General features: G+C 65.5%; 16 protein-coding genes. 3 read left to right on the top strand and 13 right to left on the bottom strand.

Annotation, left to right across the window (positions count from 1 at the left end; genetic code table 11):
- Positions 1–165: 165 nt before the first annotated feature.
- The gene (locus ASC83_RS22480) at positions 166–807 is read right to left on the bottom strand and encodes a CoA transferase subunit B (protein WP_056067753.1); all 642 of its coding nucleotides are present in this window, start codon (positions 805–807) and stop codon (positions 166–168) included.
- Positions 808–850: 43 nt separating this feature from the next.
- Positions 851–1,558, bottom strand: coding sequence for a CoA transferase subunit A (locus ASC83_RS22475; RefSeq protein WP_056067750.1), 708 nt, complete (start codon positions 1,556–1,558; stop codon positions 851–853).
- A 75-nt stretch (positions 1,559–1,633) separates the two neighbouring features.
- On the opposite strand from ASC83_RS22475, the gene ASC83_RS22470 reads away from it, so the two are divergent.
- Complete coding sequence (locus ASC83_RS22470; protein WP_056067748.1) at positions 1,634–2,179, top strand: PAS and helix-turn-helix domain-containing protein; 546 nt, start codon at positions 1,634–1,636, stop codon at positions 2,177–2,179.
- A gap of 38 nt (positions 2,180–2,217) precedes the next feature.
- Here ASC83_RS22470 and pcaC read toward each other — a convergent pair whose 3' ends face one another.
- The 11 genes from pcaC to ASC83_RS22415 all read right to left on the bottom strand — a co-directional run bounded on the left by pcaC (position 2,218) and on the right by ASC83_RS22415 (position 13,926).
- A complete protein-coding gene (pcaC, locus tag ASC83_RS22465; protein ID WP_082522567.1) occupies positions 2,218–2,604 on the bottom strand; it encodes a 4-carboxymuconolactone decarboxylase in 387 nt (128 codons plus the stop codon).
- A 178-nt stretch (positions 2,605–2,782) separates the two neighbouring features.
- Positions 2,783–4,984, bottom strand: a complete 2,202-nt coding sequence (gene katG, locus ASC83_RS22460; RefSeq protein WP_056067746.1) for a catalase/peroxidase HPI — start codon at positions 4,982–4,984, stop codon at positions 2,783–2,785.
- A gap of 175 nt (positions 4,985–5,159) precedes the next feature.
- Entirely contained in the window at positions 5,160–6,077 is a 918-nt protein-coding gene (locus ASC83_RS22455) for an SMP-30/gluconolactonase/LRE family protein (RefSeq protein ID WP_056067744.1), read from the bottom strand.
- A gap of 21 nt (positions 6,078–6,098) precedes the next feature.
- On the bottom strand, positions 6,099–7,007 hold the full coding sequence (locus ASC83_RS22450; RefSeq protein ID WP_056067742.1) for an amidohydrolase: 909 nt from the start codon (positions 7,005–7,007) through the stop codon (positions 6,099–6,101).
- Between the two features lie 3 nt (positions 7,008–7,010).
- Positions 7,011–7,967, bottom strand: coding sequence for a tripartite tricarboxylate transporter substrate binding protein (locus tag ASC83_RS22445; RefSeq protein ID WP_056067740.1), 957 nt, complete (start codon positions 7,965–7,967; stop codon positions 7,011–7,013).
- 189 nt (positions 7,968–8,156) lie between these two features.
- Positions 8,157–9,164, bottom strand: coding sequence for a tripartite tricarboxylate transporter substrate binding protein (locus ASC83_RS22440; protein ID WP_056067738.1), 1,008 nt, complete (start codon positions 9,162–9,164; stop codon positions 8,157–8,159).
- A gap of 63 nt (positions 9,165–9,227) precedes the next feature.
- Positions 9,228–10,166 (bottom strand): NAD(P)-dependent oxidoreductase, encoded by a 939-nt coding sequence (locus tag ASC83_RS22435; RefSeq protein WP_056067736.1) that lies wholly within the window; start codon positions 10,164–10,166, stop codon positions 9,228–9,230.
- The gene (locus tag ASC83_RS22430; RefSeq protein ID WP_056067735.1) at positions 10,163–10,849 is read right to left on the bottom strand and encodes a diguanylate cyclase; all 687 of its coding nucleotides are present in this window, start codon (positions 10,847–10,849) and stop codon (positions 10,163–10,165) included. The genes ASC83_RS22435 and ASC83_RS22430 overlap by 4 nt, the downstream gene beginning before the upstream one ends.
- Positions 10,850–10,925: 76 nt before the next feature.
- Complete coding sequence (locus ASC83_RS22425; RefSeq protein ID WP_056067734.1) at positions 10,926–11,945, bottom strand: tripartite tricarboxylate transporter substrate binding protein; 1,020 nt, start codon at positions 11,943–11,945, stop codon at positions 10,926–10,928.
- 12 nt (positions 11,946–11,957) lie between these two features.
- Positions 11,958–12,878, bottom strand: a complete 921-nt coding sequence (locus ASC83_RS22420) for an amidohydrolase (RefSeq protein WP_056067732.1) — start codon at positions 12,876–12,878, stop codon at positions 11,958–11,960.
- Between the two features lie 40 nt (positions 12,879–12,918).
- Positions 12,919–13,926: a tripartite tricarboxylate transporter substrate binding protein gene (locus tag ASC83_RS22415; RefSeq protein ID WP_056067729.1), complete on the bottom strand. Its 1,008-nt coding sequence runs from the start codon at positions 13,924–13,926 to the stop codon at positions 12,919–12,921.
- 134 nt (positions 13,927–14,060) lie between these two features.
- Between ASC83_RS22415 and ASC83_RS22410 the strand changes: the two genes are divergently transcribed.
- Entirely contained in the window at positions 14,061–14,906 is an 846-nt protein-coding gene (locus ASC83_RS22410) for an IclR family transcriptional regulator (protein ID WP_056067728.1), read from the top strand.
- A gap of 46 nt (positions 14,907–14,952) precedes the next feature.
- Positions 14,953–15,534: a peroxidase-related enzyme gene (locus ASC83_RS22405; RefSeq protein WP_015014330.1), complete on the top strand. Its 582-nt coding sequence runs from the start codon at positions 14,953–14,955 to the stop codon at positions 15,532–15,534.
- Positions 15,535–15,540: the final 6 nt, after the last annotated feature.

Raw genomic sequence — 15,540 nt, 5'->3', positions numbered from 1 at the left:
GGCCAGATCTCTTCGGGCGAAATCGGCAACGCAATGTAATTGCCAGAGGCCCCATGCAGACTGCATGAGGGCTTTGTGAAAATTGCCAATGCAAAAGGCTGGGGCCCTGTGAGGGGCCCCAGCCTTTTTTGTGATGCCACTCCACTGCAGGGGTGGCTCAAATGCTTATGGGATCAGCTTGACGCCGGTCTTGGCCTGCAGGGCCTCAAAATTCACGCCGGGAGCCAGCTCCACCACCTTCAGGCCCTGGGGCGTCACGTCCATGACGGCCAGGTCGGTGATGATGCGATCCACCACACCCACGCCCGTGAGGGGCAGCGTGCACTGGGGCAGGATCTTCAGGTCTTCGGTGCCATCCTTCTTGCGCGCCACATGCTCCATGAGCACGATCACGCGCTTGACGCCAGCCACCAGGTCCATCGCGCCACCCATGCCCTTGACCATCTTGCCGGGGATCATCCAGTTGGCCAGGTCGCCCTTTTCGCTGACCTGCATGGCGCCCAGGATCGACAGGTTGATCTTGCCGCCACGGATCATGGCAAACGACTGGTCGCTGCCAAAGATGGACGAGCCCTTGATGGTGGTCACGGTCTGCTTGCCGGCGTTGATCAGGTCGGCATCCACTTCGTCTTCGGTGGGAAACGGGCCGATGCCCAGCATGCCGTTTTCGGACTGCAGCCACACCTCTTTGTCGGCAGGCACAAAGTTGGCCACCAGCGTGGGGATGCCAATGCCCAGGTTCACATAAAAGCCGTCTTCGAGTTCATGGGCGGCACGGGCCGCCATTTGGTCTTGACTCCACGACATAGATACTTCTCCAGCTTGTTCTGTACGGTTGTGCGGCAGCGGCTCAGACGCCCGCTTTTTCGGTGATGGTGCGCTTTTCGATGCGCTTCTCGGGCGTGGCGTTGTGCACGATGCGGTGCACATAGATGCCAGGCAGATGGATCTGGTCGGGCGCAATGGCGCCGGTTTCCACCACCTCTTCCACCTCCACGATGGTGATCTTGCCGGCCGTGGCCGCAGCGGGGTTGAAGTTGCGCGCCGTGAGGCGGAACTGCAGATTGCCCGACTTGTCGGCACGCCAGGCCTTGACCAGCGACACATCGGGCACCAGCGAACGCTCCATCACATAGGTTTCACCATCGAACTCGCGCAGTTCCTTGCCCTCGGCCACGATGGTGCCCACGCCGGTCTTGGTGAAAAAGGCCGGGATGCCCGCACCGCCCGCACGCAGCTTTTCGGCCAGCGTACCCTGGGGGGTGAACTCCAGCTCCAGCTCGCCAGCGAGGTACTGGCGCTCGAACTCCTTGTTCTCGCCCACATACGACGAGATCATTTTCTTGATCTGGCGGGTCTCGAGCAGCTTGCCCAGGCCGAAGCCGTCCACGCCCGCATTGTTGGAGATCACGGTCAGGTTCTTCACGCCTGAATCGCGCAGCGCGTCGATCAAGGCTTCAGGAATGCCACACAGTCCAAAGCCGCCAACAGCCATGAGTTGGCCATCTGCAACCACGCCCTTCAGGGCCTCGGCTGCGGAGGGGAATAACTTGTTCACCACGATCTCCTTATGAATGGGATGCGCTACGATACTACGTACTTAAATAAGTAGTTTTCCGTAAAGATTAGCACTATGGACGTTGATTACCGACTGGCTTTCGACATGGCCCCTGTGGGGCTGGTGCTCTCGCGCAACCGCACCATGGTGGACTGCAACCGCCATGTCTGCGAAATGTTCGGCGCCTCGCGCGAAGTGCTGATCGGCCAGTCGTTCCAGATACTCTATCCCAGCGCCGACGAATATGAGCGGCTTGGAGCGCACATGGAGCCCATCCTGAACGCCAAGGGCCACTATGCGGACAACCGCATCATGAAGCGCGCCAATGGCGAAGTGTTCTGGTGCCACGTGTCTGGACGCGCACTCAACCGCGATGCCCCGCATGAGTCCGGCATCTGGAGCTTCGAAGATCTGAGTTCGCAGCGCGCCGTGAAGGCGGAGCTGACGGGCCGTGAGCGCGAGGTAGCCGCCCGCCTGCTGGAGGGCCTGACCTCCAAGGAGATCGGTCGGGCACTGGAGATCAGCCACCGCACGGTAGAAATTTACCGCGCGCGCCTCATGCGCAAGTACAACGCCTCCACCGCCGCCGACCTGGTGCACAAGCTGCTGGCAGGCGGCTGAACCGGCCCTCGAAGGACAGCACTACCGCCCTTTATTGCCTACTTGGCCGGGCCGTCGATGACTTCGGCGGCGGTGCGAAACGCCTCTACCGCCGTCGGCAGGCCGCAATAGACGCTGGCGTGCAGCAGCACTTCCTGCAACTCCTCCGCAGTAGCGCCATTGTTCAGCGCGCCACGCACATGGCCCTTGAGTTCATGCTGCTTGCCCAGCGCGATCAACATAGAAACCGTGATGAGACTGCGGGTCTTGCGGTCCAGCCCGGGCCGCTGCCAGACATCGCCCCACGCGTTGCGCGTGATGTATTCCTGAATGGGCTGCGTGAAAGAGGTGGCGTTGCCCAGCGCACGGTCCACAAAATCGTCACCCATGACCTCGCGGCGGGTGGCCAGGCCTTTTTCGTAGTCTTTGGTCGGGGTTGGTGTCACGCGGGCTCTCCTTGAAGGGTTGAAACATCAAGGCCCGATGGTAGCGAGCGCACGCAGGGCTGCCACCGCGCAAACAACAGAACGCCCGGCACATGCACTGCACACGCCGGGCTTCATGGCTTCGTGAACAGCTCGCCCCATGCCATCCCCTGACGACATGGGAGCAAGGCCTCACTGATCAGGCGCTGGCACCGCCTGCGGTCAGGTCAAACCGGTCCAGGTTCATCACCTTGGTCCAAGCCTTGACGAAGTCCTGCACAAACACTGCCTGCGCATCGCTGCTGGCATAGACCTCGGCCAGCGCACGCAACACCGAGTTGGAGCCAAACACCAGGTCGGCCACCGTGCCGGTCCATTTTCTGGCACCTGTGCTGCGGTCCACACCTTCCAGCACACCCGCTGCACCCGCCGACTTCTGCCATTGGGTGTGCATGTCGAGCAGGTTCACGAAGAAGTCATTGCTCAAGGTACCAACGCGCTGCGTGAAGACACCATGGGTGGCCTGCCCCACGTTGGCACCCAGCACGCGCAGGCCACCCACCAGCACCGTCATCTCGGGCGCCGTCAGCGTGAGCTGGTTGGCGCGGTCCACCAGCAGCTCGGCCACGGCGCCTTCCAGGCCAGGGCGCACGTAGTTGCGAAAGCCATCGGCCACGGGCTCCATCACCTCGAACGACGGCACATCGGTCTGCTCTTGCGAGGCATCCGTGCGGCCAGGCGTGAAGGGAACGGTCACGTCCTGCCCTGCCTGCTTTGCGGCAGCCTCCACGGCAGCCCCACCGGCCAGCACGATCAGGTCCGCCAGCGAGATTTTCTTGTCGCCCGTCTGCGCCGCATTGAACTCGCGCTGGATGGCTTCGAGCTGGCCCAGCACCTTGGCCAGTTGCGCGGGCTGATTCACTTCCCAATCCTTCTGGGGAGCCAGACGGATGCGCGCGCCGTTGGCGCCGCCCCGCTTGTCGCCGCCCCGGAACGTGGAGGCAGAGGCCCAGGCCGTGGATACCAGTTCCGAAATCGACAAGCCCGATGCCAACACCTTGGCCTTGAGCGCAGCGATGTCCTGCGCGTTCACCAGCGCATGGTCCACGGCAGGCACAGGGTCTTGCCAGACCAGCACTTCGGCGGGCACCTCCGGCCCCAGATAGCGGGCACGCGGCCCCATGTCACGGTGCGTGAGCTTGAACCATGCACGCGCAAATGCATCGGCAAACTGCTCGGGGTGCGCCAAAAAGCGGCGCGAGATCTTTTCGTAGGCCGGGTCAAAGCGCAGCGACAGGTCGGTGGTGAGCATGGTGGGCACCAGCTTTTTCGACGGGTCGTGTGCGTGCGGGATCGTCGCTGCAGCCCCCTTGGCCGTCCACTGGTGGGCGCCTGCCGGGCTCTTGGTCAGCTCCCACTCGTAGCCGAACAGGTTTTCGAAGAAGTTGTTGCTCCACTGCGTGGGCGTGGTGGTCCAGGTGACTTCCAGGCCACTGGTGATGGTGTCACCGCCTTTGCCAGAGCCATGGCCGCTCTTCCAGCCCAGGCCCTGGTCCTCGATGCCTGCACCTTCGGGCTCCTTGCCCACCAGCGCGGCATCGCCAGCACCGTGGGTCTTGCCAAAGGTGTGGCCGCCAGCAATCAATGCCACGGTCTCTTCGTCGTCCATCGCCATGCGTGCAAAGGTGTCGCGAATGTCGCGCGCGGCGGCGATGGGGTCGGGGTTGCCGTTCGGGCCTTCGGGGTTCACATAGATCAGGCCCATCTGCACAGCAGCCAGCGGGTTGGCCAGGTCGCGCTCACCGCTGTAGCGTTTGTCGCTGCCCAGCCAGGTGGATTCAGCGCCCCAGTACACGTTTTCATCGGGTTCCCACACGTCAGGGCGGCCACCGGCAAAGCCAAAGGTCTTGAAGCCCATGGATTCGAGTGCCACATTGCCTGTCAGGATCATCAGATCGGCCCACGAGATCTTGCGGCCATATTTCTGCTTGACGGGCCACAGCAGGCGGCGCGCCTTGTCCAGGTTGGCGTTGTCGGGCCAGCTGTTGAGCGGCGCAAAACGCTGCTGCCCGGCCCCGGCGCCCCCACGGCCGTCTGCCAGGCGGTAGGTGCCCGCGCTGTGCCAGGCCATGCGCACAAACAGCGGTCCATAGTGGCCAAAGTCTGCGGGCCACCAGTCCTGCGAGTCGGTCATCAGTGCGCGCAGGTCGGCCTTCACAGCAGCAAGGTCGAGGCTCTTGAATTCTTCGGCGTAATTGAAGCCGTCTCCCATCGGGTCGGTGAGCGGGGAGTTCTGGTTCAGGGGGCGGAGATTGAGCTGGTTGGGCCACCAGTCGGCATTGCGGGGGCCCGTGGGCACGGCCTTGGTGTGGTCAAAGGGGCATTTGGCTTCGGTCGTCATGGGTCATCTCCTGTGAAATCGCGTCGGCAAAACGTATCGACAGGGCAGATGGTAGGAAGCAAACCATGACAGGTAAATTGAATCGATTGAATCTCATCAATAGCCAATTTCAATAAAACACCTTCACTCCATTGATTTCACTGCGCCCCATGGATTCATCAAACAGGAGGCCGCTTTAACGTAAGTGAGCCAGCGGCAGTCCAGGTGCCCCCATGTCAGCCCTCAGGATGCGCCCATGGGTCGAGTCGGTGACATACACCGTGGTACGCCCTGCCCCGCCAAACACCAGGTTGGTGGTCGAGCTGCCCGGTGCGCCGCGCAACACCTGCACGGGCTCGGCCCGCTGGTTCAGCACCCACACATAGCCCAGGCCCGGGTTGGCCACCAGCAGGTGGCCTTCGGCATCCACGGCCAGACCATCGGGGCCGCTGGGGCCATACGAAGTGAAGAACTGGCTGACCTTGGCCACGCTGCCATCGGGCAGCAGCGGCACGCGCCACACACAGTTGCCGCGCGTCACGGCCAGATACAGCACGCGGCCGTCGGGCGACAGGGCCACGCCGTTGGGGCTGGGCACGTTGTGCAGCAGCAAATCGAGCTGGCCGTTGGGCCGCAGGCGATACAGGCGGCCACTCGGGTCGTGCAGGCCGCTTTGGCCCTGGTCGGTGAAGTAGAGGTTGCCTTCGGCGTCAAAGATCAGGTCATTCACGCCCTTGAAGCGCTCGCTGTTGCGGCGCTGAAGGTACGGTGTGACGGCACCCGTGGTCACGTCGAGCTGCATCAGGCCGTTCTTGTAATCGGTGATGAGCAGCATGCCGGGCTTCAAGAACTTGAGACCGTTGGGCTCGCCGTCGTACTCGGCCACCAGCGCCCAGTCGCCCTGCGGGTTGATGCGAAAGACCCGGCCCCAGGGGATGTCGCTGACGTATAGGTTGCCTGCGTCGTCGAACACCGGGCCCTCCAGAAACGAATCGGTGATGGTGCCGCCCCGGTTGGCGTCGGCCCAGTCGCTGCGCTCGCGGCGACGAAAGGGCTCGGGCATGGCGGTGAAGACATCGAGGTCTCGGACTTCAGGGGCTTGAAGCAAAAACATGGTGGGGTCTTTCCAATTCGTTCAGGCGGCGGGAACGGCATCGAAACCATACAGCCGTGCCGGGTTGTCGACCAGGATGCGGTCCATGGCCGCGTCGCTGCCAGCCCAGGCCTGCAGCAGATCCATCAAGTCGGCATCGTTCACAGTGCCAGCCGCCTCCGTGGTGTGTGGCCAGTCGCTGCCCCACACGAGGCGCTCGGGCGCGGCCTGCACCAGGGCCTGGCCAAGCGGCAGGGTGTCGGCGTAGCTGGGGCCATGCACGGTCGAGCGCATGTAGGCGCCCGAGAGCTTGACCCAGGTGTTGCCACCATCGAGCAGGCCGCGCACCACGCCGTAGGCCTCGGCGGCCGGGCCTTCGGCGGGATCGATGCGGCCCAGGTGGTCGATGACCACGGGCACAGGCAGGGTGTGCAACTGCGGCGCTAGGGCGATGAGCTGCTCCGGCTGCGCAAAGATCTGGATGTGCCAGCCCGCGCACGCCGGGTGCTCGGCCACCTTGCGCGCCAGCGTGGCCAGCATGGCGGGCGTGGTGGTGCCCCACGATTGGGGCGAGACGAAATTGACCCGCAGCCCGCGCACGCGACGTGCGGCCAGATGGGCCAGTTCGTCGGCACCCAAGCCGTCGCCCACCACGGCCACACCGCGTGCGGCGTCGCCCAACTGGTCCAGCGCATCCAGCGTGCAGGCGTTATCGGTGCCGTAAGTCGATGGCGTGACCACCACCGTGCGCGTGGTGCCCAGGCGCGCCTGCAGCTGCCGGTATGCCGCCACAGGGGCCACCGGCGGCGTGCGCGGCCAGTGGGCTGACGGCGCAAAGCGCAGGTCAAAGATGTGCATGTGGCTGTCGCACGCGCCGGGCGGCAGCCGGCGCTGCGGGCGGTTCAGGCCCACAGAGTGCGACACGGGCGTGGTCAGCGCTGGCAAAGGCATGGGTCAGTCGAGTTTGATATTGCCCTTCTTCACGACCTCGCCCCACTTCGCGTCTTCCTTCTTCAGGAAGGCGGCAAAGTCTGCGGGCGTCGAACCGATGGGCTGGGCGCCCAGGTCGGCCAGGCGCTGCTTCACTTCGTCTTCTTTCAGCACCTCTTGCAGGGCCTGCTGCAGTTTGATGGCCACGTCCGCAGGCACGCCCGCAGGCAGAAACACGCCGTTCCACTCATAGGCCTCATAGCCGGGGATGGCCGCCTCGGCCACCGTGGGCACATCGGGCAGGCGTTTGGAACGCTCAGGGGCCGACACGGCCAGCGCGCGCAGCTTGCCACCCGCCACATGCGGGTAGGTGGCGGCCACGGTGCCGAACATGAAGTCCACCTGGCCGGCCATCACATCGGTGATGGCAGGGCCACCGCTCTTGTAGGGCACGTGCACCATGTCCAGGCCCAGCTTCTGGGCCATCAGCTCCGCCGCCAGGCGCTGCACCGTGCCGCTGCCGCCTGAGGCAAAGTTGATCTTGCCTGGCTGGGCCTTGGCCTTGGCAATCAGCTCGCCCACGTTTTTGTAGGGTGCATCGGCCTTCACGATGAGCACGTTGGGCGCCAGCAGCACCAGCGACAGCGGCTGCAGTGCGTTGGCGGCATACGGCATCTTGGGGAAAAGATGCGGGTTGATGGAGTAAGGCGTGGCGTCGTACAGCATGGTGTAGCCGTCTGCCGGGGCCTTGGCCACAAAGCTGGCGCCAATGGTGCCGCTGGCACCGGCCTTGTTGTCCACGATCACGCTGCCGCCGAGCTTGGCGCCCAGGCGGGTGGCCACCACACGGGCCACGGCATCGGCCGCGCCACCGGGGGCGTAGGGCACGACGATGGTGATGGGCCACTCGGGGAAGGCGGCGTGGGCCACGCCAGCGGCCAGGGCGCAGGCGGCGATCAGGGGTTTGAGGAAGCGAAACATGGGGGTCTCCTTGGGTAGCATTCAATCAACAAGAGAAGGAAGGCGGTAGCGGTGTTTCACGTCGCACGGTGCATGCGCGGGCAGCCGTGCAAGGGCCGCCCCGCAGCACCGGCTGCGTCCCCCTTCCCGCTTTGCATCGCAAAGCGAGAGAAGGGGGAAGGCGCAACGCGCCTCAGGGGGTTGTCCGAGTCAATCTGCTTTGAGATCGAGCGCTTTGGCAATCTGGCTATACGTCGCAGCTTCGCGGGCCACACGGGTCGCAAAGGTATTGCCACACACCGATTCGGCATCCATCCCCAGGCCGCGCAGCTTTTCAGCGGCCGATTCGCTCTTGGCAAAGTCGGCGGCCGTGCGCTCCAGCGCCTGGACGATGGGCTCGGGCACGCCTGCCGGGGCCAGCACGCCGTACCACACGTCGGCAGCGTAGTTGCCACCGCCCGCCTCGGCAAACGTGGGCACCTCGGGCGCCAGGGCCGAGCGCTGGGGCGCGCCCACGGCCAGCGCGCGCAGCTTGCCGCTCTTGATCTGCGGCAGCACCGAACCCAGCGTGGCAAACGAGCTGTCGAGCTGGCCGCCCATTAGGTCGGTCACCACGGGCGCTGCGCCCTTGTACGGCACGTGGTTGAGCTGCAGGCCCTGGGCGCGGGCAAAGATCTCGGTGGCAAAGTGGCCCGAGCTGCCCATCCCGGCCGTGCCTGCGGTCACGCGGCCGGGCTCGGCGCGGGCCTTGGCCTGGTAATCGGCCAGCGTCTTCACCGGCAGGCTAGGGGCCACCACCAGCACCGTGGGGCTGCTGGCCACCGTGCACAGGGGGCGGAAGGACTTCACCGCATCGAACTTGACGCGGCCCTGGTACAGCGCCGGAATCATGGTGTGGTTGGTGGCACCGAACAGCAGCGTGTAGCCATCGGCCGGGGCGCTGGCCACGGCCTGCGCGGCAATGATGGTGCCCGCGCCGGGCTTGTTGTCGATGATGAACGGCTGGCCCAGCGCCTTGCTGGCGTGGTCGGCAAAGGCGCGCGCCACCACGTCGGTGGGGCCGCCCGCCGCAAAGCCCACCACCAGCTTCACGGGTTTGGTCGGATAGGCTGCTGCGCCCGTTTGCGCGCAGGCGGCGCCAGACGCTACTAAAACAATAGCTGCCAGCGCATGATTGACTAGCGCAAGAGGCCTATTTTTCTTGAAATTGCGTGCCATGGTCTGTTGTCTCCTGTGCAGCCGGGCACCCTGCCCGGCCATGTTCTTGGGGCAGGCTGGCGCTCAGGCGACGGCTACTGCATGCGGTGCACGTGCCAGCACGGCCAGCAGGTTCTTCGCCGCGCCCACGCCCATGTTCACGTAGGCATCGCTCGTCACGCCGCCAATGTGGGGGCTGAGGATGAAGTGCTTCTCGCCCTGGAAGGGGTGGCCCGCCGTCATCGGCTCCACCGCAAAGCTGTCGAGCCCCGCCGCCATCACCTGGCCCGAGCGCACGGCGGCGAGCAGCGCAGCCTCGTCGATCAGGCCGCCGCGTGCCGTGTTCACCACAATCACGCCGCGCTTGCACTGCGCCAGCGTGGCGGCGTTCAGCAGGTTGCGGTTTTCGTCGGTCAGCGGGCAGTGCAAAGACACGGCATCGGATTCGCGCCAGATCGTCTCCAGGTCCACCGCCTGCACATAGGCGGGCAGGTTCTTGGCAAACGGATCGAAGCCAATCACGCGCATGCCCAGAGCGTCGGCCATCTTGGCAAAACGCAGGCCGATGGCACCCAGGCCCACCAGGCCCACGGTGCGGCCGCCCAGCTCCAGGCTCTTGTGCGTGGCCTTGTCCCAGTGGCCTGCGTGCATGCGCGCATCCAATGCCACCACCGACTTGGCGCAGGCCAGCAGCAGGGCCAGGGCCTGCTCGGCCACGGCGGCGGCGTTGGCGCCCACGGCGGCCACCACCTCAATGCCACGGGCTTTGGCAGCCACCTTGTCGATGGTGTCGGTGCCGCTGCCGTGCTTGGAAATGACCTTGAGCGCGGGGGCCGCGTCCATCACCGCAGCGCCCACTTTGCCGTAGCGCACGATGATGGCCACGGGGTTGTGCGCGCGGCACAGGGCCACCATGTCCTCTTCCGTCGGCGTCTTGCCTGCGTAGACGATCTCGTAGGCTGTGAGCAGATCCAGGGCTTGTTGCGCCAGGTCGGCGCCTGTGACGATGATGGTTTGGCTCACAGCGATTCCCCTTCCTTCAGCACGCCCGCAGCGCGCAGCGCGGCAGGCAGCCATTTCGATGCGGTGTCGCCACGGGCGATGGCTTCGATGCGGGCGGCTTCGTCGGCCACCTTCTTGTCGGCCAGGGCCAGCATGGCGGGGGCTTTTTCGCGCTCGATGACGACCACGCCATCGGCGTCGCCCACCACCAGGTCACCCGGGTTCACCACCGCGCCACCGGCGCTGATGGGGTGGTTGATGCGGCCGGGCACGTACTTGGTGGGCCCTGCGGGGTTGAAGCCCGCGCTGAACACGGGGAAGTCCAGCTCCAGAATTTCCAGCTTGTCGCGGATGGCGGCGTCCACGATCACACCCGCCAGGCCGCGCTTCTTGCAGGCGCTGAGCATCAGCGTGCCCATCAGCGCCGCCGTCTGGTCGCCCTTGCCGTCAATCACCAGCACATCGCCGGGCTGGGCAAGCGCGATGGCGGCGTGGATCATGAGGTTGTCGCCGGGGCGCACTTCCACGGTGAAGGCGGGGCCTGCCACTTTCATAGATTGGTGCACAGGCGCCACGCGGCCATACATGGTGCCGCGGCGGCCTGCCACGTCGGCCAGGATGGCGGCTTGGTAGGTGGCGGCTTGGGCAACAACGTCGCCGCTCACGCGGTCCATGGTGCGGATGATTTCAGGGAGTTGGCTCATGGGAGTGGTCCGGTTGAGGTAGTGAAAACGAAGAAGCAGCGTTTTGCTTTTTTTGACAATGGGTGGATCGCGGGTATCAGTCGGCCTTGATGTTTCCGTCTTTGATGACCTTGGCCCACTTGGCAGAGTCGGCCTTTTGCAGGTCGCCCAGCTGCTGGGGCGTGCCGCCCACCAGCGTCACGCCCAGCTTGTCGGCCAGGGCGATGAGGGCGGGGTCTTTCAGCGTGGCGGCAATCTCGCGGTTCAGGCGCTGCACGATGGCGGCGGGCGTCTTGGCGGGCGCAAACACGGCCTGCCACTGCTCCACCACAAAGTCTTTGAGCCCCGCCTCGCCCATGGTGGGCACTGCAGGCAGGGCCTTGAGGCGCTGGGCAGAGGTGACGGCCAGGGCGCGCAACTTGCCCGACTGCACATGCGGCAGCGCGGCGGCTGCGGGGGCAAACATGAACTGCACCTGCTCGGCCAGCGTGTCTTGCAGCGCGGGGGTGTCGCCCTTGTAGGGCACATGGATGAAGCGCGCGCCGGTTTGCTGCTGCAGCAGCTCGCCCTGCATTTGCAAGATGGTGCCGTTGCCGCCCGAGGCAAACGCCAGCTTGCCCGGCTGGGCCTTGGCGGCGGCCAGCAAGTCGGCCACCGTCTTGAAGGGCTGGTTGGCGCCCACCACCAGGATGTGCGGGATGGTGCCCACGGTGATCACTGGCTCAAACGCCGTGATGTGGTCGTAGGGCAGCTTGGCCATCAGGTGCGGGGCGATGGCCTGCGGGCCGATGGAGGTGCCCAGCAGCGTGAGCCCGTCGGGCGCCGCCTTGGCCACGTAGGCCGCGCCGATGGTGCCGGTGGCCCCGGCCTTGTTGTCCACGATGACGTTGGTGGACAGGGCCGCGCCCAGCTTGAGGGCAATGTTGCGGCCCAGTACGTCGGTGCTGCCGCCAGCGGGATACGGCACCACCCAGGTGATGAGCTTGCCCGCAGGCCAATCGTTTTGCGCCCAGGCGGGCAGCCCCATCCCCACACCTGCGCCCGCAAAGGCCAGGGTGGTCAGCAGGTGGCGGCGCTGCGCGCCGTGCGTAGAAAGGGGAGATACCAAAGAGGTCATGGTGCAAGGCCCTCAGACAGGGGTGGGGGATGAAGAAGTCGAGACCGGCGAGAAGCCGTAAAGCGCGGCAGGGTTGGTGACCAGCACGCGGCGCAGGGCATCCGCACCGGCCTGATCGCACCAGCGCGCCAGGGTGTCGATTTGCAATGCGTCGTCCGGCACGGGGTGCAGGCCAGCACTGGCAGTGGCATGGGGCCAGTCGCTGCCCCACAGCACGCGCTCTGGTGCAGCACGCAGGTAGCCGACGGCCAGTGCATCGAGCGCCGGGTCGTCCACCGCGTGGGTGGCGCTGACGATGTAGCCGCCCGAGAGCTTGACCCAGGCCCGGCCCTCGCCCATCAGCTGCAGCAGCAGTGCGTGGGCTGGGTGCTTCCCGGCTTGCTCGGGTGCGATGCGGCCCAGGTGGTCAAACACCAGGGGCACAGGCACGTTGCGCAATACATCGCCCAAGCTAGCCAGCACATCGGACGCCATCAGCAGCTGCAGATGCCAGCCCCAGGGCGCAATGCGCCGGGCCAGCGGCAGGATGGAGTCCACCGTGCCGGTGACGCCCAGCGAAAGATTGAGCCGCACACCGCGCACGCCCGCATCGTGCAGGGCTTGCAACTGCGCATCGCTCTCGCGGCCATCGATCACGGCCACGCCTCGGGCGTTGTCACCCAGCGCCGCCAGGCCCTGCAGCATGCAGCGGTTGTCTGCGCCGTAAGTGGAGGGCGTGACCAGCACGGTGCGCTGGGTGCCGATGCGCTGTTGCAGCGCGCGGTAGTCCTGCACCGACGCGTCGGGCGGCAGCAGCTTGGCCCCCGGCGCTATGGGAAAGCGCTGGTCGTACACGTGCACGTGGCAGTCGCACGCCGCCGCAGGCAGTGCGGTACGGGGCGCCGTCGTTCCCAGCGAGAACGGTACGGGCGTGACAAGGCTATCGCGGGTCATGGCGATGGGCAGTCAGCGGGGGATGAACGTGGCGGCTCGATCAGTCCAGGCTGGCGCCAGAGTCCTTCACGATCTTGGACCAGCGGGGCACTTCGGTGCGCAGCAGTGCCGCAAACTGCTCGGACGTGCCCCCGAGGATGTCGCCGCCTTCAGAGCGCAGCTTGTCCGCCACGTCCGGTTGCTTGAGGGCCTGGTTGATGGCCTTGTTCAGCTGCGCCACGATGGCTGCGGGCGTACCCGCAGGGGCCAGCACTCCGAACCAGGTCACGGCCTCAAAGCCCTTGAACCCGGACTCCGCCAGCGTGGGCACATCCGGCAGCTGCGCCGAGCGCTGGGCCGAGGTGATGGCTATGACCTTGAGCTTGCCATTGCGCACATGGCCCAGCAGCGTGGGCACGGACGACATGTACAGATCAATCTGTCCGCCCATCAGGTCCGTCATGGCCTGGGCCGCGCCCTTGTAAGGGATGTGGCGCAACTGGATGCCAGCAGCGTTCTCTGCCAGCTCCCCGGCCAGATGGGCCACGGTGCCGTTGCCCGAATAGCCCAGCGTCAGGGCATCAGGCTTGCCCTTGGAGGCAGCCACCACATCGGCAAAGGTCTTGAAGCGCGAGTTGACCGGCACCGCCATCACGATGGGCGAGGACGACACCAGCGCCACCGGCGCCAGGTCCTTGAGCGGGTCGTAGGGCAGCTTCTTGTACAGCGTGGGATTGATGGCGAGGTTGCTGGTCTGCCCCATCACCAGCGTGTAGCCGTCCGGGTCGGCCTTGGCCACAGCATCCACCCCCAGGTTGCCACCGGCGCCAGGGCGGTTGTCCACGATCACGCTCCACTTGTTCTGGTCGGCCATCTTCTGCGCCACGGCGCGGGCGATCATGTCGGTGCCCCCGCCGGGGGGGAACGGAACAATCAGGCGGATGGCCTTGGCGGGGTAGGCCGTCTGCGCCTGCGCAGCGCCGTGGGGCACGGCCACGGCCGCAAGGCCCAGGAAAGCGGCGCAAAGGCGAGCACTCAAAGAACGTGAAAGCGATGAAAAAGCGGTCATGGATTTGTCTCCGTTATGGTGGTTCGTCACACCGGTCTGCAAGGGCCTGTTCGGGCCTGGCGCCGTGGTGTGCGAATGTACGCACGCGTTTCAACCCATACAATGCAGTTGCACACAATGAAACGAATTGCGCCATGAGCAACCCACCCTCTTCGCCCGCGCGCCCTGCCCCGCGCAAGGCCACCCAGCCAAATGCCACCACCGCCGGGGTCGATGAAAGCGCAGACCGGCCGACCGATGCGGCGACCAAGGACACCGGTGGCGTGATCGCCGTGACGCGTGCGCTGCAGGTGCTGGAGGCCTTTGCACTGGGCGAATCCAGCCTGTCTCTGGCAGAGCTGAGCCGCCGCTGCAGCCTTCACAAGACCACCGTACTGCGCCTGGCCCGCACGCTGGCGCAGTCCGGGTTCATGGTGCAGCGCGAAGATGGCGACTGGCGCCTGGGTCCGGCAGCAGGCTGGCTGGGTGCGCGCTACCAGGCAGGCTTTGACGTGCAGAACGTGCTGGAGCCCGCGCTGCGTGAACTGACCCTTGCCACCGGCGAAAGCGCTGCGTTTTACGTGCGTGAAGGCAATGTGCGCACCTGCCTTGTCCGTGTGGAAGGCCCGCAGGCGCTGCGCCACCACGCCCGCATGGGCGAAGGACTGCCGCTGGACAAGGGCTCGCCGGGCCGCGTGATCCTGGCGTTTTCGGGCGAGCCGGGCAAGGCCTATGAAGAGATCCGCAAGAAGGGCTACCACTGGTCGATTGGTGAACGGGAACAGGGCGTGGCCACCGTTTCGGCGCCGGTGTTTGGCATGCACTGGCGGCTCATGGGCTCGGTGTGCATCTCAGGCCCGGCCTCGCGTTTGCCCGCCGAAAAGCTCGAAGCGCTGGCGCACACCGTGGTCGCTGCAGCGACACAGTTGTCCTACGCGCTGGCTGGCAGTTCGGCCGCGCCGGCCCATGCCCCCGTGCGGGCGACGCAATGGCATCCCTGATACTTGCATCCGTTATACACCCCACACAAAAACCGAGGAGACTGCCGTGAGCCGCTACCCCTTCCCTGACCTGAACACCCTGCCCGAGGACATCCGCGCGCGGATTCTTGAAGTGCAGGAGAAGGCGGGATTCATCCCCAACGTGTTCCTCGCGTTTGCCCGCCGGCCAGCGGAATGGCGTGCATTCTTTGCATACCACGACGCGCTCATGCTCAAGGAAGAAGGCAGCCTGACCAAGGGCGAGCGCGAGATGATCGTCACCACCACCAGCGCGGCCAATCAGTGCCTGTATTGCGTGGTGGCGCATGGCGCGATCCTGCGCATCTACGAGAAGAAGCCGCTCATCGCCGACCAGGTGGCGGTGAACTACCGCAAGGCGGACATCAGCCCCCGGGAGCGGGCCATGCTCGACTTCGCCATGAAGGTGTGCCAGAACGCCCACGAGATCGACGACACGGATTTCGAGGCCCTGCACCCCCATGGTTTCGATGACGAGGACATCTGGGACATCGCCGCCATCACGGCATTCTTTGGCCTGTCCAACCGCATGGCCAGCTTTGCGGGCATGCAGCCCAACCCAGAGTTCTATCTGATGGGCCGTGTGCCCAAGGCCAAGCCTGCGGCCTGATCCAAA

The organism is Acidovorax sp. Root402 (assembly GCF_001425125.1).
Classification (GTDB): domain Bacteria; phylum Pseudomonadota; class Gammaproteobacteria; order Burkholderiales; family Burkholderiaceae_C; genus Acidovorax; species Acidovorax delafieldii.
The sequence above is the reverse complement of the archived record's forward strand: the minus strand, read 5'-3'. Positions and strand labels throughout refer to the sequence as shown.